This is a genomic window from Arthrobacter sp. CJL-S3, assembly GCF_056711635.1.
Genome location: NZ_CM160046.1, coordinates 2,862,004 through 2,883,175, shown reverse-complemented (window position 1 = coordinate 2,883,175; position 21,172 = coordinate 2,862,004). Strand labels below are relative to the sequence as shown.

16 protein-coding genes, 1 tRNA gene and 1 pseudogene are annotated in these 21,172 nt (G+C 67.9%); 8 read left to right on the top strand and 10 right to left on the bottom strand.

Going from position 1 to position 21,172, the window contains the following annotated elements; genetic code table 11:
* The first annotated feature begins 76 nt into the window (after positions 1-76).
* Entirely contained in the window at positions 77-1,234 is a 1,158-nt protein-coding gene (locus AC06G6_RS13125; RefSeq protein ID WP_479822696.1) for an NAD(P)-dependent alcohol dehydrogenase, read from the top strand.
* The gene (locus tag AC06G6_RS13120; protein ID WP_479822694.1) at positions 1,231-1,659 is read left to right on the top strand and encodes an HIT family protein; all 429 of its coding nucleotides are present in this window, start codon (positions 1,231-1,233) and stop codon (positions 1,657-1,659) included. Before AC06G6_RS13125 ends, AC06G6_RS13120 begins: the two co-directional genes overlap by 4 nt.
* Positions 1,660-1,710: 51 nt before the next feature.
* Here AC06G6_RS13120 and hrpA read toward each other — a convergent pair whose 3' ends face one another.
* Together hrpA and AC06G6_RS13110 are read right to left on the bottom strand one after the other, a co-directional pair.
* Entirely contained in the window at positions 1,711-5,775 is a 4,065-nt protein-coding gene (hrpA, locus tag AC06G6_RS13115) for an ATP-dependent RNA helicase HrpA (protein ID WP_479822692.1), read from the bottom strand.
* A gap of 145 nt (positions 5,776-5,920) precedes the next feature.
* Positions 5,921-6,088, bottom strand: coding sequence for a hypothetical protein (locus tag AC06G6_RS13110; protein WP_282382371.1), 168 nt, complete (start codon positions 6,086-6,088; stop codon positions 5,921-5,923).
* Positions 6,089-6,180: 92 nt separating this feature from the next.
* Between AC06G6_RS13110 and AC06G6_RS13105 the strand changes: the two genes are divergently transcribed.
* Positions 6,181-7,149: a GlxA family transcriptional regulator gene (locus tag AC06G6_RS13105; protein ID WP_479822689.1), complete on the top strand. Its 969-nt coding sequence runs from the start codon at positions 6,181-6,183 to the stop codon at positions 7,147-7,149.
* Between the two features lie 52 nt (positions 7,150-7,201).
* Here AC06G6_RS13105 and AC06G6_RS13100 read toward each other — a convergent pair whose 3' ends face one another.
* The gene (locus AC06G6_RS13100) at positions 7,202-7,516 is read right to left on the bottom strand and encodes a protealysin inhibitor emfourin (RefSeq protein ID WP_479822687.1); all 315 of its coding nucleotides are present in this window, start codon (positions 7,514-7,516) and stop codon (positions 7,202-7,204) included.
* 57 nt (positions 7,517-7,573) lie between these two features.
* Positions 7,574-8,632, bottom strand: a complete 1,059-nt coding sequence (locus tag AC06G6_RS13095) for a M4 family metallopeptidase (protein ID WP_479822685.1) — start codon at positions 8,630-8,632, stop codon at positions 7,574-7,576.
* A gap of 199 nt (positions 8,633-8,831) precedes the next feature.
* Here AC06G6_RS13095 and AC06G6_RS13090 point away from each other — a divergent pair, with 199 nt between their 5' ends.
* Positions 8,832-9,287, top strand: coding sequence for an SRPBCC family protein (locus AC06G6_RS13090; RefSeq protein WP_479822682.1), 456 nt, complete (start codon positions 8,832-8,834; stop codon positions 9,285-9,287).
* A gap of 27 nt (positions 9,288-9,314) precedes the next feature.
* Here the strand turns inward: AC06G6_RS13090 and yidC are convergent, their stop codons facing one another.
* The 6 genes and pseudogenes from yidC to AC06G6_RS13060 all read right to left on the bottom strand — a co-directional run bounded on the left by yidC (position 9,315) and on the right by AC06G6_RS13060 (position 15,402).
* A complete protein-coding gene (gene yidC, locus AC06G6_RS13085; protein WP_479828667.1) occupies positions 9,315-10,061 on the bottom strand; it encodes a membrane protein insertase YidC in 747 nt (248 codons plus the stop codon).
* 157 nt (positions 10,062-10,218) lie between these two features.
* The gene (locus AC06G6_RS13080) at positions 10,219-12,243 is read right to left on the bottom strand and encodes a carboxypeptidase regulatory-like domain-containing protein (protein WP_479822680.1); all 2,025 of its coding nucleotides are present in this window, start codon (positions 12,241-12,243) and stop codon (positions 10,219-10,221) included.
* 159 nt (positions 12,244-12,402) lie between these two features.
* Positions 12,403-12,475 (bottom strand) — tRNA-Arg (locus AC06G6_RS13075).
* A gap of 77 nt (positions 12,476-12,552) precedes the next feature.
* Positions 12,553-14,063: pseudogene (locus AC06G6_RS13070) on the bottom strand (FAD-dependent oxidoreductase).
* Between the two features lie 20 nt (positions 14,064-14,083).
* Positions 14,084-14,956, bottom strand: a complete 873-nt coding sequence (locus AC06G6_RS13065) for an FAD:protein FMN transferase (protein WP_479822678.1) — start codon at positions 14,954-14,956, stop codon at positions 14,084-14,086.
* A gap of 11 nt (positions 14,957-14,967) precedes the next feature.
* Positions 14,968-15,402, bottom strand: a complete 435-nt coding sequence (locus AC06G6_RS13060) for an FMN-binding protein (protein WP_479822676.1) — start codon at positions 15,400-15,402, stop codon at positions 14,968-14,970.
* Positions 15,403-15,574: 172 nt separating this feature from the next.
* On the opposite strand from AC06G6_RS13060, the gene argS reads away from it, so the two are divergent.
* From argS to thrC, 4 genes are read left to right on the top strand one after another with little or no spacing between them, the layout of a single operon-like run.
* Entirely contained in the window at positions 15,575-17,239 is a 1,665-nt protein-coding gene (gene argS, locus AC06G6_RS13055; RefSeq protein ID WP_479822674.1) for an arginine--tRNA ligase, read from the top strand.
* A gap of 5 nt (positions 17,240-17,244) precedes the next feature.
* Positions 17,245-18,729, top strand: coding sequence for a diaminopimelate decarboxylase (gene lysA / locus AC06G6_RS13050; RefSeq protein WP_479822672.1), 1,485 nt, complete (start codon positions 17,245-17,247; stop codon positions 18,727-18,729).
* A complete protein-coding gene (locus AC06G6_RS13045) occupies positions 18,730-20,064 on the top strand; it encodes a homoserine dehydrogenase (protein ID WP_479822670.1) in 1,335 nt (444 codons plus the stop codon).
* Complete coding sequence (gene thrC / locus AC06G6_RS13040; RefSeq protein WP_479822668.1) at positions 20,065-21,171, top strand: threonine synthase; 1,107 nt, start codon at positions 20,065-20,067, stop codon at positions 21,169-21,171. It abuts the gene before it with no gap.
* Position 21,172 lies beyond the last annotated feature (1 nt).

The window sequence follows — 21,172 nt, the reverse complement described above, 5'->3', positions numbered from 1 at the left end:
CCGGGACCCGGGCCTAAGCACGCCCGTGTGCCCGTGCTCATTGGGTAAGTTCCGTCACCGGGGGTAGCGTCGAGCCATGACTCCTGGACGCCCCGTACCACCGCCCCTCGCCAAGCCGCTGCCCGACCTCGATGCGCCGGACGAACTCAATGACGGCCCGCGCCTTGCTGCGGCGTACGGTGCGACAGCCAGCGACAGCGGCCTGGTTCCCCTGACAGTGGCTCGCCGCGCGCCGAAGGAAGACGACGTCGAGATCGCCGTCGAATTCTGCGGACTCTGCCACTCGGACGTCCACGCCACCCGGGGCGAATGGGGACACCAGAACTACCCGCTGGTCCCCGGCCACGAAATCGTGGGCAGGGTCAGCCGCGTCGGGTCCGCCGTCGACGACTTCACCCCCGGCGAGCTGGTCGGCGTCGGCTGCCTGGTCGATTCCTGCCGTGAATGCGACAGTTGCCTCGACGGCCTCGAGCAGTACTGCGAAAACGGCATGACCGGGACCTACGGCTCGAAGGACCGCCGCAACGGGGACGCCATCACGCAGGGCGGCTACGCCACCTCCGTCGTGGTGGACCGCCGCTACGTGCTGCACGTCCCGGAGAGCCTCGATCCCGCCGCGGCCGCGCCGCTGCTGTGCGCCGGCGTCACCACCTACTCTCCGCTGCGCCACTTCGACGTCGAGGAGGGCGACGTCGTCGGCGTTGTCGGCCTGGGCGGTCTGGGCCATATGGCCGTGAAGCTGGCCAAGGCCATGGGCGCCGAAGTGAAGGTCTTCACGACTTCGGAGTCCAAAATCGCCGCAGCCTTCGAACTCGGCGCGGACGAGGTCCTCCTGTCCCGCGACGAGGCCGCGATGGCCGCCGCGAACCGGAGCATCGACGTCATCATCGACACCGTCGCCGCGCCCCACGACCTCAACCCGTACTTCCGCACCCTGCGCGTTGACGGGGCTCTCTTCCAGCTCGGGCTCCCCTCGGAGGACATGCCCCCGGTGAATCCCGGTGCGCTGATCCGGCGCCGGATCGCGTACGCAGGCTCGCTGATCGGAGGCATTGCCGAGACCCAGGAGATGCTGGACTTCTGCGCCGAGCACGGGGTCACTTCCGATGTTGAAGTGGTCCGTGCCGACCAGCTCAACGAGGCCTATGACCGTATGGTTGCCGGCGACGTGAAGTACCGTTTTGTTTTGGACACCAGTACCCTCGGAACACCCTCGGAAAGGGCAGACGCATGAGCACTCTCTTCACCAGGATCATCAAGGGCGAGATCCCCGGCCGCTTCGTCTGGCGCGAGGACGACGTTGTGGCGTTCCTGACCATGGGCCCCCTCGCCGACGGCCACACTCTCGTGGTGCCGACCGAGGAAGTGGACCGCTGGACCGATGCGTCCCCCGAGCTGCTGGCCCGTGTGATGCAGGTGGCCCAGAAGATCGGCGCCGTCCAGGTCGAGGTGTTCGACGCGGCGCGCGCCGGACTCATTGTGGCCGGCTATGAGATCAACCACCTGCACGTCCACGTGTGGCCGTCCAACACCATGGCGGACTTCGATTTCGGTTCGGTGGACCACCACCCGGATCCCGCGCAGCTGGACGCCAACGCCGAGAAGCTCCGCAACGGCCTTAGGAAAGCCGGACACGCGGCCCACGTTCCGGAGTCGTAGCCCGCCGTAGTGACCACCCGCTGGCGCGGGTCTGCCGCCCCTTTCCGGGTGTCAGACCGGCGCCAGCGCCTTGTTAAGCACCGCGCGGATCCGCTTCTCGGAGACGGAATACGCGGTCCCGAGTTCGACGGCGAAGAGGCTCACCCGGAGCTCCTCGATCATCCAGCGGACCTGGGTTAACTCCGCGCCGGCCCGCCGGCCCGGGAGCAGTGCCGACACGGCGTCGTCGTAGTCGTCCTCCAGGGCCTGGACCGCGGCCATGTTCTGGGCGTCCCGCTGGACGTTGGTCGGGAGTTTCTCGAGCCGCTTCTCGATCGCGGCAAGGTAGCGCGGCAGCTGGCTGAGCTGGCTGTAGCCCGTGCGTGCCACAAAACCCGGGAACACGAGCTGCTCCAGCTGGCTCTTGATGTCGTTGAGGGCGCTGATCAGGGCCAGGCTCGTGGTGCCCTTGAGTGCCTTCTCGATCCGCCGCGTACTGGCCAGGATGCGCTCCACGACGGCGGTGACGGTGAAGACCGTGTCGATCAGCTCGGCCCGGACCTTCTCGTACAGCGCGTTGAAGGACGCCTCGTCCCACGGCAGTTCCGCCGGGGTGAGCTTGTCGATGGCGGCGAGGGCGCAGTCGGCGATCAGTGCCGTGACGGAACCGTGCGGGTTCTGGCTGAACGTGAGTTTCTCGGTGTTGTTCAGGTGTTCCAGGACGTAGCGGTCCGGCGGCGGCACCTTCAGGGCGAGCAGTCGGATGACGCCGCCGCGCATGGCCTGTTCCTGTTCAGACCGCGTCTGGAACAGCCGAAGGGCAACGGACTGGCCCTCATCCACGAGCGCAGGGTAGCCGGTGACGGTGTGCCCCTTCACCGTGCCCTGGACCTGGCGCTGCAGGGTTCCGAAGGACCAGGAGGTCAGCCCCGCCTGCTCGGCAAAACCGGTTGCGGCCGCCGCCACAGCGGAAGCGGCGGTCCCCGGCGCCGCTCCGGCGGACTGGGCTGCTGCCATGGCTGCCGTCTTGGCTGCCGTCTTGCCGCTGGACCTTCCGTTGGACGTGCCGATCGTGGCGGGAGCCGTCGTCGCGGGCGTGGCTCCGAGCGACTCGGCGATCGCCCGGCGGGTGGCCGGTGCCAGCCGTTCCTGCAGCACTCCGAGGTCCTTGCCCTCGTCGAGCACCTTCCCCTGCGAATCCACGACGCGGAAACTGACGCGCAGGTGCGACGGAACGGCGTCCCAGTTCCACGACTTCGGCGGGATGACCTGGCCGCGGATCCGGCGCAGGACGAGCTCCAGGGAGGCCTCCAGCTCATCGGTGGCCGGATCGAAGTCCGCCTCCAAGGCCGCGACGGCCTGCCGGGCGACGTCCGGGGCCGGCACGAAGTTCTTGCGCACCTGTTTGGGCAGGGACTTGATCAGGGCCGTGACCAGTTCCACCCGCTGGCCGGGAATCAGCCAGCGGAACGCGGCGTCGTCGAGCTGGTTCAGGAACAGCACGGGCACTTCGGCGGTGACGCCGTCGGACGGGTTGGGCGGGGATCCGGGGGCCACAGGGTGGAACTCGTAGCTCAGCGGCAGCTCAAAGCCCTTGTGCAGCAGGGTCTTCGGGTAGGCCGAGTCATCCAGGGCATCGGCGTCCTCGCTGATCAGCAGCGCCTGGTCGAAGTCGAGCAGCGTGGGGTCCTGCTGCCGCGCTTCCTTCCACCACTTGTCGAAGTGCCGCTCGGACACGACGTCCTTGCCGATCCGGGCGTCGTAGAACTCGAAGAGCGTCTCGTCGTCCACCAGGATGCCACGGCGCCGCATCCGCGCCTCGAGCTCCTCGACTTCGAGCAGCAGGGCGCGGTTGCGGTGGAAGAACTTGTGGTGGGTCTGCCAGTCGCCCTCCACCAGGGCATGACGGATGAACAGCTCCCGGCAGAGCTCCGGATCCACCTTGCCGTAGTTGATCCGGCGGCTCGGGATGATGGGCACCCCGTACAGGGTGACCTTCTCATGGGCCATCACCGAGCCCATCTTCTTGGACCAGTGCGGTTCGCTGTAGCTGCGCTTGACCAGGTCCGGCGCCACCTGTTCGACCCAGAGCGGATCGAATTTCGCGGCCACCCGGGCCCACAGCCGGCTCGTCTCCACGAGCTCCGCGGCCATAACAAACGTGGGGGACTTCTTGAACAGGGCCGAGCCCGGGAAGATCGCGAAGCGGCTGCCGCGGGCGCCGGCGTACTCGCGCTTGCGCTCATCGAGGATGCCCACGTGGCTCAGCAGGCCCGAGAGCAGGCTGATGTGGATGCCCTCATGGTTGCCCACCGGATCGGCCAGGCGCTTGTTGTCCAGGCTGATGCCGAGCGGCCGGGCCAGCTGGCGCAGCTGCGCAAACAGGTCCTGCCATTCGCGCACGCGCAGGTAGTTGATGAACTCGGCACGGCAGAGCCGGCGGAAGGCCGTGGAGGAGAGCTCCTGCTGCTTCTCCTGGATGTAGTTCCAGAGGTTCAGGAACCCGGTGAAGTCCGAGTTCTCGTCCCGGAAACGCGCGTGCTTCTCCGCGGCGAGCTGCTGTTTGTCGGTCGGGCGCTCGCGCGGGTCCTGGATGGTCAGCGCCGCAGCCAGGATCATGACCTCGCGGACGCAGCCGCGCTTGCCGGACTCGACGATCATCCGGCCGAGCCTGGGGTCCACGGGAAGCTGGGCAAGCTGCTGCCCGACGGCGGTCAGCCCGCCGCCGCTTCTTCCGGCAGCCGGCCGCCGGCCGGGGCGGCCGTCTCCGTCGCCGGTGCCGTCGCCCGTCTCCTCCTGCGGACGCGCCGCGCTCAAAGCGCCGAGCTCGCGCAGGAGGGTGACGCCGTCGTTGATGGCCCGGGAGTCCGGCGGTTCCACAAACGGGAAGTTCTCCACATCCTTGGGCCCCCGGGCGACGCCCATCGCGGTCATCTGGAGGATGACGGCGGCGAGGTTGGTGCGCAGGATTTCGGGGTCGGTGAACGGAGGCCGGGACTCGAAGTCCTCCTCCGAGTACAGCCGGATGGCGATGCCGTCGGAGACGCGGCCGCAGCGGCCGGAGCGCTGGCTGGCGGACGCCTGCGAGACCCGCTCGATCGGCAGGCGCTGGACCTTGGTGCGGTGCGAGTACCGCGAGATGCGGGCGGTGCCGGTGTCAATGACGTACTTGATGCCGGGAACCGTCAGGGAGGTCTCGGCGACGTTGGTGGCGAGCACGATCCTGCGCTTGCTGCCGGGGTGGAAGACCTTGTGCTGTTCCTGCAAGCTCAGCCGCGCGAAGAGAGGGAGCACCTCGGTGCCGGCCAGTTTGCGGTTGGACTGGATCCTGCCGTTGAGGGCCTCGGCGGCGTCGCGGATTTCGCGTTCGCCGGAGAAGAAGATCAGGATGTCGCCGGGCGCTTCCTGCGCGAGTTCGTCGACGGCGTCGCAGACGGCGTCCAGCGGATCGCGGTCCTCTTCCAGTTCGTCGTCCGAGGCCGCTAGCGCGGCGTCGTCGGTGCTGTCACCGGCGGCCCCGCCGGCCGGCTGGGACAGCGGGCGGTAGCGGATCTCGACAGGGTACGTGCGCCCGGAGACCTCGATGATGGGCGAGGGCTCCTCCTCGCTGCCGAAGTGCTTGGCGAAGCGCTGCGGGTCGATGGTGGCCGAGGTGATGATGATCTTCAGGTCCGGCCGCTGCGGCAGGATCCGTTTGAGGTACCCGAGGATGAAGTCGATGTTCAGGCTGCGTTCGTGCGCCTCGTCAATGATGATGGCGTTGTACCGGCGCAGCAGCTTGTCGCGCCGGATTTCGGCCAGCAGGATACCGTCGGTCATGAGCTTGACCTTGGTGTTGCGGCCGACCTCCCCGGTGAAGCGGACCTGGAAGCCGACTTCCTGGCCGATTTCGACGCCGAGTTCCTCCGCGATGCGCTCCGCGACCGTGCGGGCGGCCAGCCGGCGCGGCTGCGTGTGGCCGATGAGCCCGTTCTCGCCGAGACCAAGCTCCAGGCACATCTTCGGAATCTGGGTCGTCTTACCGGAACCGGTCTCGCCGGCGATGATGGTCACTTGGTTGGCCGCAATGGCGGCCATCAGGTCCTCGCGGCGCTCGGAGACCGGCAGCTCGGCGGGGTAGGAGATATGCAGTGTCATGGCTGCACACAGTCTACTGGGAACTGTCCGCGCGGCGGTTCCGGGACGGAGAAGTGCCCGGTCCCTGTCGGGGCCGGGCAGCGGGCGGGGGACGGTTGTGGCGGGTAGGGGACGGGATGGTGTGTGACCGGGTCTTGGCCAGGGCTCAGAAGATCCGGAAGGTGTAGTTGGTGCTGGGCAGGTCCAGCGCGGTCCAGTAGTCTTCCGAGCGGACCGGCGGGTTGTGGCCGAGCCCGTCCTTGCGGAGGGCTGCGACGGTAGCGGCGAGGCCGACGACGATGAGGACAATGAGGGCGATTCCGATGAGTTCCATACCTCTATGGTTCTCCGGTCGGGGAGGCAGAAGAAGTGGCAGAAATGCCCAAAAAGCTATAATTTCTGCCACTGTTCTGCCAGAATGGATTCATGATCAAATCAGTGGCGATGATCGTGGTCCCCAACTTCTCGATCTTCGAGTTCGCGACCGCCTTCGAAGTGTTCGGCATAGACCGCTCGGCGCGCGGTAACGGCGTCCCGGCGTTTGATTTCCGGGTCTGCACCCCGGTGCCGGGCGAGGTCCCGATGAAGTCCGGGCTGTCCCTGCACGTGGGTCTCGGGCTGGATGCTGCAGGCGACGCCGACCTCGTCATCATGACGCCCTTCGGCAACGACGAGTCGGTCCCCGAATCTGTCCTGGACGCCCTGCGGGACGCCCACGCCCGCGGGGCCTGGGTCATGTCCATCTGCACCGGGGCCTTTGCGCTGGCCCGGGCAGGCCTGCTGGACGGCCGCCGCTGCACCACGCACTGGCACTACTCCCAGGAGCTCGCCAGCCGCTACCCCGCTGCCCTGGTGGACGAAAACGTCCTGTACGTCGAGGACGGCCGGATCATTACGAGCGCGGGCACGGCCGCGGGCATCGACGCCTGCCTGCACCTGGTCCGGGTGGAGTTCGGCGCGAACGTGGCGGCGGCCATTGCCCGTGACATGGTAGTTCCGCCGCACCGCGACGGCGGCCAGGCCCAGTTCATCGACCGGCCGATCGCGCGCTGCGGCTCCGAGCCCATGGAGGAACTCCTGCAATGGATGGTGCGGCATCTGGAGGAGGACCATTCGGTCAACGAACTCGCCGCGCGGGTCCACATGTCGCCGCGGACGTTCGCACGGCGCTTCCGTTCCGAAACGGGAGCGACCCCCGCAGCCTGGCTCAATTCACAGCGCGTGCTGCGGGCCCAGGAACTGCTCGAGACCACGGACCTGAACATCGACGAAATCGCCCGCGAATCCGGCTTCGGCCACTCGGTGCTGTTGCGGCACCACTTCGCCAAGGTGCTGGACACCAGCCCGCAGTCCTACCGCCGGACCTTCCGCGGACACCTGGCCGCGGCGGTCTAGAGACTCCTCCCATCAGGCACGGCGAGATACCGGCCCGGCCGGTCCGGGGGCGTCAGCGCCGGGGTTCCGGCAGCCCGTCCGACGGCGGGGGCTCGGCCGCCGCTTTGGCCGTCTCGACGAGGTCCCGCCAGGGCCCGGTGACGGCCTGTTCGGGCAGGGTGGCGCGGTGCTGTCCGGCCCGGATGTTGTACAGGAACCGGTCCGGCTGGCCCGCGGCGGCACTCCGGCCCGACTTGGGGACGGCGTCCCACGGGCAGGCCTCGATGAGGGGCTGCCAGAGGTCCGTATCCTCCGGCGGTGTGGGCTGCACGGTCCACGTCCGCTTCATGCCGGCCATGCCGCCGCTGCGCTGCACAGTGATTTTCATCGGTCTCGGATCGTCGGGAGACGGCAACGTTCATGGGTTTAGGCGCCATGAGCTTGGTTACCGTCTGGCTCCAGGGAACTTTACCTTCACAGTTTCCCACGCGGACCGCACGGCGTCATGCTCCGTGGAGTCCGCCCCGAACAGCTCCCTGGCGGAGGCCGCTGTGGCCTTGGCGAAGGCCCCGAAGGTGGCGGTCGGGGCCAGCGTGCCGCCGGTCAGGGTCTCGTACCAGATCCGGCCCGGTGCGTCCCACGCGTTGCCGCCCAGCGCCGTGGCCACCAGGCAGAACGCCCGGTTGGGGATCCCGGAGTTGATGTGCACGCCGCCGTTGTCAGCGCTTGTGTGCACATAGCCGTCCATGGAGTCCGGCTGCGGGTCCTTGCCGAGCACGTCGTCGTCGTACGCGGTCCCCGGGGCCTTGAGGGAACGCAAGGCGGTCCCCTGGACCTTGTCCGTGAAGAGGCCCTCGCCGATCAGCCAGCTGGCCTCCGCCGTCGACTGCTGCCGGACGTGCTGCTCAACGAGCGCCCCAAAGACATCGGACATCGATTCGTTCAGCGCGCCGGCCTGGTTGCGGTAGACCAGACCCGCGGAGTACTGGGTGACGCCGTGGGCGAGTTCGTGGCCGATCACGCTCAAGGATTTCGTGAAGCGCTGGAACACCTGGCCGTCGCCGTCGCCGAACACCATTTGCCGGCCGTCCCAGAACGCGTTGTCGTACAGGCGGCCGTAGTGGACCGTGGCCTCAAGGTGGAGGCCGTTGCCGTCGATCGAGTTCCGGCCGAAGGCTTCTGCGTAGAGGCGGTGGGTGTGCCCCAGCCCGTCATAGGCCTCGTCGGCGGCAGGATCGCCGGTGGGAGGTTCCCCCTCTTTGCGGACCACACTGCCGGGGAGCTGCTCGGCGAACTTGGCGTCGTAGACCGTCCGTTCCGGCGGGGCCGGCTGGGGTTCCCGCAGTCCCGGATGGCTGCCGGGCCCGGGCACGGCGCGGGACGCCTGGAAGCTCGGGACGTGGTGCAGGGCTTCCTTTGCCGCGCGGGCGGCGGCGGAGAGCTCGGGTTCGCGCTGGGCCGCCAGGCGGCGGAGCATGTACGGAGGAATGATGGAACAGTGCATGTGAGACCCCTTAGTCCTTCGGCGGGATCCCGTGGTGGTGCGGCGGCGGGCACCCAGTCCAGCCACCCGGCCGCCGGAACCCCGCTGCCGATGCAGACAGCCTACGAGCGGGCACCGACAATTGGCAGGGTGGCGCGCCTGGTTTCGCTGGTCCGCACCCGGCCTGTTCTGCAGTTCGCGCCCGGACGTAAAATCACGCATGGAAAAGTTAAGGTATTCGGTGACGATCAACGCCCCCGTGCAGGACGTGTGGACCACGATGCTGAACGATGCCACGTACCGGGAGTGGACCAGCGTTTTCAACAGTGATTCCTACTATGAGGGGGACTGGAGCCAGGGCAGCGAAATCCGTTTCCTCGGACCCGACGGCGACGGCTCGCTGGCGGGGATGATCGCCACGGTCGAGGAAAACAGGCCGAACGAGCTCATTTCCCTGCGTTACATCGGGCAGGTGGTCAATGGCGAGGATGACACCACCAGCGCGGCCGCGAAAGCTTTTATGGGCGCCCATGAGAAGTACGCCTTCAGGGCTGCCGGCGGGGTGACGACAGTGGACGTGGAGCTCGACAGTGAGGACGAGTTCGTCGCCATGTTCGACGAGGCCTGGCCGCTGGCGCTGGACAAGCTCAAGGAGATCGTGGAGGCCCGGAGCTGAACCGGCCGGAATCTCCCGCCGGGCCTCTCAGGGCGCGCGCGGGTCAAGGACGAACTGCTGGACCATGGTCCACAAATTCGTGGTGGTCCAGTAGATCAGGACACCGATGGGGAAGACAATGCCACCAATGCCGAAAACAATCGGCAGGGCGTAGAGCACCGCTTTCTGCTGCCGCATGAAGGGGTCCGCCGCGGACTCGGCGGGCACCGTCCTGGCCATGATGTGCTTCTGCGTGATGAACTGCGCCGCCGTCATGGCCAGAATCATCCCGACCGAGAGGATCCACACCGCGACCACGTTGCCGCCCCCGGGCGTGCCGTGAAGCATGGAGGCGGACAGCGGGGCGCCGAAGATGCTCGACTCGTCGAACTGCACTACTTGCTCGGGGCTCATAGCGCCAATGCCCTTACCGCTGATGGCCGCCGTCGTAATACCGGACAACACGGTGAAGAGGGCAAAGAAGAACGGCACTTGGATCAGCAGCGGAAGGCACGCCGACAGCGGGTTGGTGCCGTGCTGCTTGTAGAGGGCCATCTGCTCCTGCACCATGGCCTGGCGGGAGAGCGGGTCCGTCCTGCCCTTGTACTTGTCCTGCAGTTTCCTCAGCTCCGGCTGCAGCCGGCGCATGCGGCGCTGGGCCTTCACCTGCTGCAGCGCTACCGGAATCAGGGCGGCCCGGATCACCAGCACCAGCCCGATGATGGACAGCGTCCACGTCCAGCCGCTGGCTGCGGGCATGCCGAGTGCGGTCAAGCCCTCATGGAGTCCCACCATGATGGCCGACACCAGCCACTGGAACGGATACAGCAGCGCTGCGCCAAAGTCCACCCGATCCCCCCATTCGTTGAGCCGCAGCAGCGCGGCGTCTGACCTTGCGTTCTGTCAGCCAACACGAAAGGGCGCCCAGAAGCCAGCGGATTCCCGGGCCCGGTCAGCGCGCCGGAGGTAACTCCTGGCGCCGTCGGTAAAAGACAGCCCCGGCGATGAGGATCGGAGCCAGCGCGAACCAGCCTGCTGCCAGGTATGGGTGGTTCGCCGATTCAGCGGTCTTGGCGTCCGGGTTGGGCCGGGCCACCGCGCCACTGTCCCGTTCGCTCTCTTCCGCTGTCCCGGCGCCGGCGGGCTCGGCGGCAACGGTGGGTTCGCCGACGTTGGACTCGGGCGCCTCGGTGGGTTCGCCGCCGGTGGGCTCGCGGGCTCCGGTAACCGCGGTTGTGACGTCGGCGCCGGCATCGTTGAGGTCGTTCGGCCGGGGCGGCGAGACCCGCACCGGTGCGGCGGCCGGGGCAAGACCCGCATCTATCTCGGCGCCCGTTTCTGCGGGTGTCACCGTTTCCGGGGCGGAACCAGGGGCCGGGGCGCCGCTGCTGACCGTCTTCACCAGGACGGCATCGATGCCCGCCACCTCCTGGCCACGGGTGACCGTAATGACACTGGCCGATTCAAACGTATCGGCGTTCTCCCACCACTGGCTTTGCGATAAATTCCTCTCGTCGGAGAATCCCACAACGTAGGAGCCTGCGCGCAACCCTTTGAACACGTACTGCGGGTCGCTTTGATTAATGACCGCAGTCTCGAGAGCCACTCCCGGGGTGCCGGAGGCGAAGAGGCTTACGGTGGTCTGATACTCACCGGTGGAGTCGGGGTCTTTCACCTTTCCGCTGATGGACGCACCTTTAACGAGAGAGGCATTAACCCCGGTCCTGTCCTCGCCGGTGCCCAGCACGATGGCGGTGGCGTCGTCAAAGGAATCCGCGTCGTTGTACCACTGGACCTGGGCGCCGCTGTCCTGGTCCTGGAAATCAGTGGAGTACACGGTGGCGAACTCGACTGTGTAGGATCCGGCAGGCAGGTAATTGAGCGAGTATCTTCCGTCGGCCTTCAGGTAGGTCGACCCCACGGACGCGGACGGATTCCCTGTTGCGTAGGCGGAGATTATCACCTTGCCCGCCTCCACTCCGGGCCGGACGGTGACGGTGCCGCTGATGCTGGCCGCTTTGACCAGCGCCGCGTCGATGCCGGTCACGTCCTGGCCCGCTGCGACGCTGATGGCCTTGGCGGTGCGCCGGGACGTTGCGGCGCTGTACCACTGCCCCAGGGCTCCGCTGACGCTGAAGTTCACGATGTACTCACCGTGAGGTAGCCCGGTGATGCGGTAGCTGCCGTCTGCGGCGACTGTGGTGTGTCCGGTCCAGCCCCTCTCGCCCGGAACGGCGGCCTCAACGCGGGTGTCACTGAGCGTTACCCCGGCTGGAGCGGTGACCGTCCCGCTGATGCTGGCTCCCTTGTCCAGGATCGAGTCGATGCCAGTGACATCCTGTCCTTCCGCGACCCTGACGGCAGTGGCCGTTTCGGCGGAGGTGGCGTTGTTGTAGTACTGGGCAAGGGCATTACCGTCGCCGGAGAACCACAGCGTGTGTGGCCCGGCCCTGAGACCTACGACTTTGTACGTGCCGTCTACGGCCACCGGCCAACTGCCATCGGAACCACTGGCGTAGATCTTGGTAGCGGTCAGGGACACCCCCGACGGCGCAGTCAACGTGCCACTGATTGTGGCAGCCTTGACCAGCGTGGCGTTGATCCCGGTGGCTTGCTCGCCGTCCGTCACCGTGACGTCGTCTGCCGTGAGCGGCGAGGAGGCGTTGTTGTACCACTGTTCGAGTGCCCCGCTTCTTCCGGTGAATTTCAGCCGGTAGCTGGCTGGCGGAAGCCCGGAAAGCTGGTAGGAGCCGTCCGGGTTGAGTGTTGTTGACTGCTCAGGTTCATAAACGTGGTCGAGGACAGCCCACACCTCCACCAACCCGGCATCTACGCCGGCCGGTACGGTCACCGTGCCGCTGATGCTGGCCGGGGCGGGTGCCGCCTGTGCCGGGGCAGTTCCCGCCCCTGCCAGGGCGCTGAAAAGCATGGCTATGACCGCGACGATCAGGCCAAATCTCAGGGCGCGGTCGCGCATACTAACCCCCATGGTCGTGCGACGGACAGACCCGCAACACCCGGTGCCTGCCACTAGCAGACGATCGAACTTTACACGTGCTCAAATCAGGCTGGGGAGCACTGTCAGGCGGACAAGCGAAAACCCCGCCACTTCCATGAAGTGACGGGGTTTTTTCTGTGCCCTCGATTGGAATCGAACCAACGACCTTCTGCTCCGGAGGCAGACGCTCTATCCCCTGAGCTACGAGGGCAGTCAGGGTTCCTGCCGTTTCCGGCGGGACGTCCTAGAGCTTAGCAGGAAGGTGGGCTCGAAGGGAAAATCGGCGGCTTAGTAGCCCGCGAAGGAGTCCACATGGATCTTCCGTGCCCCGGCCCGGCGGGCGGCGGCACGCAGGGAGCGGACACTCGCCGGCGAGCCCGAGACATAGACACTGCGGCCCGCGATATCGGGGACGAGGTCCTTCAGCGTGGCACCGTCGATCCGGACGGCGCCCGCATCCTGCATGAACGACGGCGGCGCGGAACCGTCGGCCAGCCGGGCGATGACCCGGGCCCCGGTGCGTTCGAGTTCCCCGGCGTAGGCCAGCTCGGCGGCCGTCCTTGCCAGGTACAGCAGGACCACATCCCGGCCCCCGGCGGTGCCCCCGGACAGCTGGGCCAGATACGGGGTGATGCCGATGCCGGCCGCTATCAGCAGCACCGGCTCCTCCGGACTCCGCGGCAGGACAAAGTCGCCGCCCACGGTGGTGGCCGTCAGTTCGTCACCGGGCTCCAGGGCCAGGAGCGACCGCTTCGCCGTGGACCGCGGTTCGGCCGTTCCCACGCCGATGGTCAGTTCCGGGGAGTCCGGGGGACTGGTCAGGCTGAACACCCGCCGCCGGCCCTTGTGGTCGGCCTTCCCCTCCGGCAGATTCAGCTCGATGTACTGCCCCGGGGTGAAGCGGAGCGGCCGCTCGGGCTGGAAGCTGAACTCCGTCGTCGTCGGCGTCAGCGGGCGCGAGCCCCGGAAGCGGAGCAGAATGCGGCCACGTTGGCCGGCGGCGAAGGCGAGCGCGTTTCCCACGAGCAGCGCCAGCTCGGGGGAATTGGCCACGAAACCCAGGTTGTAGGGAATGGCAAACAGCAGTCCGACGACGGCGGCAAGCGCCAGCTGCTGCCAGCGGCGCGGCGGCAGGGTGAGCGGCTCGGTCAGCATAAAGCCGACGAAGAACAGGACCGGGCGCTGGGCGATGGACTGCCACAGCGCTTCGCCGGCCCCATGCCGGCGCGCAGCAGTTCCACCGACACGATCGACACCGCCACCACGGTGAACACGGACGCCATCAGCAGCTTCCGGACCCGGTAGAGCACCAGCAGCACCCCCGGCAGCACCAGCCAGAGCATCGCGGGCGTGGCGGCCCACCAAGTGGCGATATTGAGTCCGGTCAGCCCGGTGATAAAAGCGCCGGCCGCCGCCGGATTGAATATGTGGCGGCCGCGCCAGGCCAGGGCGTACTTGGACGCCGACGCGAGCACACAGGCGAGGGCAACGCCGGCCAGGTCCAGGTACTGCAATCCCGCCGAGAACTGCGTCGGCCAGAAGAGAAAGTACAGCAGCAGGCCCGTGATCAGGGACGACTCGGAGTGCGGCCGCACGCGGAACACCGCCGCGATCACCCGGTTGGAGGCATACGTCAGGCCGAGGCAGAGTGCCAGGTGCGCGACCATCTCCGGCAGCCCGAAGGTCAGCCAGCCGAGCACGTCGAGCAGCAGGCTGTAGACGGCGAGCACGGCGAGGACCCAGAGGACCAGCCGGTACATCGTGAACCTGCCCAGGGCCGTGTCCAGCCGCGAACCCATGGGCGTGGAGATGGTGGCGGTCATGTAAACAACACCCCTTCAAAATCGGCCGAATACTCCGCATGGCCGTCCGAGTAGACGGTCAGCCAGGAACAGTCGAATTCCTCCCGCAGGCGGGGCCCCTCGACGAAGAACAGCGCGGTTGCCAGCGCGTCGGCCACCATGGCGCTCGCCGCCATCGCCCAACTGGCGACGACGGTGCGCACCGGGGCGCCGGTGGTGCCGTCCAGCACGTGGTGCAGCCCGTCGCCCCAGGCGCGCCGGTTGGCCGCGGAGGCGCAGAGCGCCCCGGCCCCGAGGCTGACGACGCCGATGGCCCGGGCCGGATCATAGGGATGCTCCAGGCCCACCTGTACCGGTACGGATCCGGCGTTGACCAGGTCGCCGCTCGCGTCGATGAAGTGCTCGCTGATGCCCCCGTCGCGCAGTTCGGCGGACAGCAGGTCCGCCAGTTGGCCCTTACCGGCCGCCCCGACGTCGATCACCACCGGGGCGCTTGTGGTCAGGACCGTGCCCTGCCAGTCGAGCACGCCGTCCCAGGGCGGGGCGGGCAGCGGAGGTCCGCCCGGGCGGAGGGAGTAGGTGGCGTTATAGCCGAGGTGTTCGAGGCTGCCGCCGATCAGCGGGGTCATGGCCCCGGCGCTGAGCCGGTACAGGGTTGCGTAGAGCGGCCCCAGGTCGGCTGCCCCGGCCGGCAGCGTGTAGCGGCCCGGCTCCCGCGCGGCGGCCGCAATCAGGGAGTCCGGCCGGAAGCGGGACCACGCGGCGTCATAGTCCGCCACCGCATCCAGCAGCCGGCGGCGGAGCGCGCCGGAGAGCGGGGACGGTGTTGAGATGTCCCAGCGGGTACCGATCCCGTCGAAACTGAAATCCGCCCAGCCCGGATGCGGCACGTTTCCTCCTGCTACTGGGCCTCGGACTTGATCTTTTCCACGGCCTGATTGAAGCCGCCGCTGGTCAGCGATGAACCGGCCACCTTGGAGACCTTGATCTCGTCGAGGCTCTTGCCGACGATCTGGGACTGGATGCCGCCGGCGAATTCGCCCTGGAACTTTTTGGTGTTGGGGTTGGACGGATGCTGGGTGATCTGGACGTCGGACACGGCGCCGCCGGCCAGGGTCAGGGTCACGCCCACGGTCTCGGTGCCGTTCGGCGAGACGTAGTTGCCGTCCGCGCTGTAGGTGCCGTCCTTGTAGCTGGCGCTGCCCGCGGCGGCTGACGGCGCGGCGGGCGTTGCCGGGGTGCCGGTGGCCTGTCCCGGGGCGCAGCCAGCGGCGGACCCGGCCAGGGACAGTCCAGCAATGCCGACGAAAACGCTTTTGCGGAGAGAGGTGTTCATGCGCTGCTCATTTCTCTGGCGACGGTCGGAAGGGGGAATGACGGGAAGCAGTGACCCGCACGCGGAGGCCCGCAGCGGATACTCCCATGACAACGTATGAATCAGCGTAGTGGTTCACCCCGTGAACCGGCCTCAATTCCGCCACACTGCAGGCCACCGGTAGGCTGGAACCGTGACCCCAGAAGAACTCTCCCTCGCCATATCCGCCTGCCTGAAGGACGCCGTCGCCGCCGGTGAAATCTCCCTCCCCGCATCCGATGTCCCGGATGAGGTGCGCGTTGAGCGACCGAAGAACCGGGACCACGGCGACTGGGCCACCAACATCGCCCTGCAGCTGGCCAAAACGGCGGGCACCAACCCGCGGGAGTTCGCCTCGGTCCTGAGTGCCCGGCTGAAGTCCATCAACGGGGTCTCCGCCGTCGACATCGCCGGCCCGGGGTTCCTGAACATCACCGTCGACGCTGCCGCCGCCGGTGCCCTCGCCAAGGCCATCGTCGAGGCGGGGCCGGAGTACGGCACGAACACCGCGCTCGCGGGCCACAAGGTCAACATGGAATTCGTCTCCGCCAACCCCACCGGCCCGCTACACATCGGCCACACCCGCTGGGCGGCCCTGGGTGACGCGATTGCCCGCGTGCTCCGGGCCTCCGGCGCCGATGTCACGGCCGAGTACTACATCAATGACGCCGGGTCGCAGATGAACGTCTTCGCCCACTCGGTACTGTCCCGGCTGCACGGCCGCGGGGTCCCGGAGGGCGGCTACCCCGGCGAGTACATCGCGGATCTTGGCCACGAGGTGCTGACCCAGCACCCGGACATCCGCGAGCTGACCGACGTCGCCGCGCTGCCGGTAATCCGCGGCGCGGCCTACAAAGCACAGCTGCACGACATCAAGCGCACCCTGGCCGAGTTCGGCGTCGCCTTCGATGTCTACTTCTCCGAACAGGAACTCCACGACGGCGGGGCGATCGAGGACGCCGTGGCGCGGCTCCGGGAACAGGGCCACGTCTACGACGACGGCGGCGCGGTCTGGCTGCGCACCACGGACTTCGGTGATGACAAGGACCGCGTGATGATCCGCGCGAACGGCGAGCCGACGTACTTCGCCGCCGATGCCGCCTACTACCTGTCCAAAAAGGACCGCGGCTACACCGAGAAGATCTACCTGCTCGGCGCGGACCACCACGGCTACATCAACCGGCTCAAGGCCATTGCGGCCGCCGCCGGGGACGACCCCGAGGTCAACATCGAGGTCCTGATCGGCCAGCTGGTCTCCGTCAACGGCGCCAAGCTCTCCAAGCGTGCCGGAAACATCATCGAGCTCAAGGACCTCATCTCCTGGCTGGGCAAGGACGCGGTCCGCTACTCGCTGGCCCGCTTCCCCGCCGATTCGCCGCTGACCTTGGACCCGGAACTGCTGAAGAAGCACAGCAACGAGAACCCGGTGTTCTACGTCCAGTACGCACACGCCCGGTCCCGCGGGACCGCCCGCAACGCCGTTGCCGCCGGGGTAGAGCGCCGTGTGGACGGCAACGACCGCTTCGAGGCGTCCCTCCTGGAGCACGCGACCGAGAACGAGCTGCTCTCCTACCTCGGCAGCTACCCCTCGATTGTGGCCAAGGCCGCCGAACTGCGCGAGCCGCACCGCGTGGCCCGCCACCTCGAGGTCATCGCCGGCGCCTACCACCGCTGGTACGACGCCTGCCGTGTCGCCCCGCTGGGCGACGAGCCGATCACCGATCTCAACCGCACCCGGCTGTGGCTCAACGACGCCACGAGCCAGGTGCTGGCCAACGGACTGGAACTGCTGGGCGTCTCGGCGCCGGAACGGATGTAACTGCCATGACCACGAACCCGTCCACCACCGCCGGCGCAGCCTCCCCGCTCGCCCCGGAATGGCTGCAGGTCCCCGCCGACCTCAATGCCCTGCACGAGCCGCTGTGGGCCGGCGGGGTCACCCGGAACGACGCCGGCGAACTCGCCATTGACGGCATCACCGTCAGCGAGCTCCAGCGCCAGTTCGGCACACCCCTGTTTGTGATGAGCGAGAACGACTTCCGGGCCCGGGCCCGTGCCTTTTCCGATGCGTTCAACGACGCCTTCGCCGACATCTGCGGGGGAGTGGACGTCTACTACGCCGGCAAATCCTTCCTGTGCACGGCAGTGGTCCGCTGGGTGGAGGAAGAGGGACTGCGGCTGGACACGGCCTCCGGCGGCGAACTCGCCGTCGCCGCCCGCGCCGGGATCCCCGGCCCGGACGTCGCGCTGCACGGCAACAACAAGTCCGACGGCGAGATCCACCGCGCCCTGGACCTGAAACTGGGGCGGATCGTGGTGGACAGCCTCGCCGAACTCGAGCGCGTCGCCAAGATCGCCGACGCCCGCGGTGAAACCGCGAAGGTCATGCTGCGGCTGACCCCGGGCGTGCACGCCCACACCCACGAATTCATCGCCACGGCCCACGAGGACCAGAAGTTCGGCCTCTCCATGGCCGGGGACTCCACCGAGCAGGCCGGGCTGTCCGCAGCCGAGGAAGCCGTGGCCGCGGCGTCCGGTTACCCCGGCATCGAACTGCTGGGCCTGCACTGCCACATCGGTTCGCAGATCTTCGAGCCGGACGGCTTCGCCCTCGCCGCGGAGAAGCTGCTGGACTTCCTCGCCGCGATGCAGACCAAGTACTCGATCGTGCTCCCCGAACTGGACCTCGGCGGCGGTTACGGCATCGCCTACACTCCCGTGGACACCCCGCGCCCGGCCGCCGAAATCGCCCAGGCGATGGCCGCCGTCGTCCGCTCCAAATGCGCCGAACTGGGGATTGCCGCCCCGCGGATTTCGATCGAACCGGGCCGTGCGATCGTCGGCAGCACCACCTTCACGCTCTACGAGGTGGGCACGCTGAAGACCGTCCGGGTCGATGCCCCGGCGCCCGGCGAAGCCGGCAAAGCCGGCGGCAGCGTTACGTACCCGCGCCGGTATGTGTCGGTGGACGGCGGCATGAGCGATAACCCGCGTCCGGTGCTCTACGACGCGGATTACTCCGCAATTCTGGCCTCCCGGACGTCGGACGCGGCCCCGCAGCTGTCCCGCGTAGTGGGCAAACATTGCGAGAGCGGCGACATAGTTGTTAGAGATGTATATCTGCCCGAGGACGTGGCAGCCGGTGATCTGCTCGCTGTACCGGGTACCGGCGCCTACTGCTGGGCCCTGTCAAGCAACTACAACTATCTGGCCCGGCCGGGCGTTGTCGCTGTGCGCGACGGATCTGCCCGGCTCATTGTCCGCGGGGAAACCGAAGAAGATCTGCTCAACCGCGACATGGGAGTCTGAATGACCGAATTGCGAACCCTGAAAGTAGCCCTGCTGGGCTGTGGCAACGTCGGGGCCCAGGTCGCGCGGATTCTCCTTGACGACGCCGACATGCTGGCCTCGCGCGCCGGCGCCCGCCTGGAGCTGGTCGGCATCGCCGTGCGCAACCTCGACGCCCCCCGCGAGGTGGAGCTGCCCCGCGGGCTGTTCACCACCGACGCCGAGACCCTGATCAAGGACGCCGATCTCGTGATCGAGCTGATGGGCGGGATCGAACCCGCCCGGACCCTGATCCTGACCGCCATGCGCAACGGCGCCTGCGTGGTCACCGGCAACAAGGCGCTCGTTGCCAAGGACGGCCCCACCCTCCACGAGGAAGCGGACAAGGCCGGTGTGCAGCTGTCCTACGAGGCCGCCGTGGCCGGCGCGATCCCCATCCTGCGGCCCATCCGCGACAGCCTCTCCGGCGACCGGATCACCCGGGTGCTCGGCATCGTCAACGGCACCACCAACTTCATCCTGGACCAGATGGACTCGACCGGGGCGCAGTTCGCCGACGCCCTGGCCCAGGCCCAGCGGCTGGGCTACGCGGAAGCCGACCCCACCGCCGACGTCGAGGGCTACGACGCCGCCTCCAAGGCCGCGATCCTTGCCTCGCTGTCCTTCCACACGCGTTTCTCCCTGGACGACGTGTACTGCGAGGGCATCAGCTCCGTCACCGCCGCGGACATCGCCGCGGCGAAGGACGCCGGCTTCGTCATCAAGCTGCTGGCGATCGCCGAGAAGCTGACCGCCGCAGGCACAGAAACAGGCGCCAACGGCGATACCGGTGTGTCCGTCCGCGTGCACCCGACCCTGCTGCCGCGCGAACACCCGCTGGCCGCGGTGCACGGAGCCTTCAACGCCGTCTTCATCGAGGCCGAAAACGCCGGCGAGCTGATGTTCTACGGCCAGGGCGCCGGCGGCAAGCCGACCGCCTCCGCCGTGATGGGTGACCTCATCTCCGCTGCCCGCAGCATCGTCCTGGGCGGTCCCGGCCGTGCCGAGACCACGACCGGCCAGGTGTCCGCGCTTCCCATCACCGCCGCGGTCACCAGCTACTACATCGGACTCGACGTCGCGGACCAGCCCGGCGTGCTGGCCAAGATCGCCCGGCTCTTCGCCGACCACGGCGTCTCCATTGAAATCATGCGGCAGACCATCCACCGCGATGCCGATTCGAATGTCGAGTCAGCGGAACTGCGGATCGTGACCCACCGCGCAAGCGAGGCTGCACTGGCAGCCACCGTCGAGGCCGTCAAGGGCCTGGACGTCATCAATTCAGTTACATCCGTACTGCGGGTAGAAGGAGTCTAAGTGGCTCACCAATGGCGCGGCGTTATCCGCGAATACGCCGAACGACTGCCGGTCACCGAGGCCACCAAGGTCATCACCCTGGGGGAGGGCGGCACCCCCCTGGTCCACGCGCAGCAGCTTTCCGCGCTCACTGGCAGCGAGGTCTATCTCAAGGTCGAGGGGATGAACCCGACCGGCTCCTTCAAGGACCGCGGCATGACCATGGCCATGACCGCGGCGGTCGCCGCCGGGGCCAAGGCCGTCGTGTGCGCCTCCACCGGCAACACCTCCGCCTCCGCCGCCGCGTATGCCACCGCGGCCGGGCTCAAGTGCGTCGTGCTGGTGCCCGAAGGCAAGATCTCGATGGGCAAGCTGAGCCAGGCGATCGCGCACGGCGCCACCCTGCTGCAGGTCGACGGCAACTTCGACGACTGCCTCGACATTGCCCGCAAGCTGGGGGAGTCCTACCCGGTGTTCCTGGTCAACTCGGTCAACCCGGCCCGGATCGAGGGCCAGAAGACCGGCGCCTTCGAGGTGGTCGACTGGCTCGGTGACGCCCCGGACTTCCACGTGCTCCCGGTGGGCAACGCCGGCAACATCACCGCGTACTGGAAGGGCTACAAGGAATACTGCGCGCCGTTCGAGTCCGCCACCGCCGGAACGCTGGCCGCCGTCTCCACCCGGACCCCGGTCATGTGGGGCTTCCAGGCCGCCGGCGCCGCACCGTTCGTCGCCGGCCACCCGATCACGGAACCCGACACGATCGCGACCGCCATCCGGATCGGCAACCCCGCGTCCTGGGACTCCGCCATCGCCGCCCGCGACGAGTCCGGCGGCGTGATCGAAGCGGTGACGGATGGGGAAATCCTGTCCGCCCACCGCTGGCTGTCCGCCCGTGAAGGCGTCTTCGTCGAGCCGGGCTCCGCCGCCGGCGTCGCAGGCCTGATCAAGAAGCACGCCGCCGGCGAAGTGCCGGCCGGCAAGACCATCGTCATCACGGTCACCGGCCACGGCCTCAAGGACCCGCAGTGGGCGCTCCGCACCGAGGACGGCAGCGAAGTGCAGCCGGTCAAGGTCTCGAACGACGTGGTCACCGTGGCCACGGCCCTGGGACTGGAAGAAAAGTAAC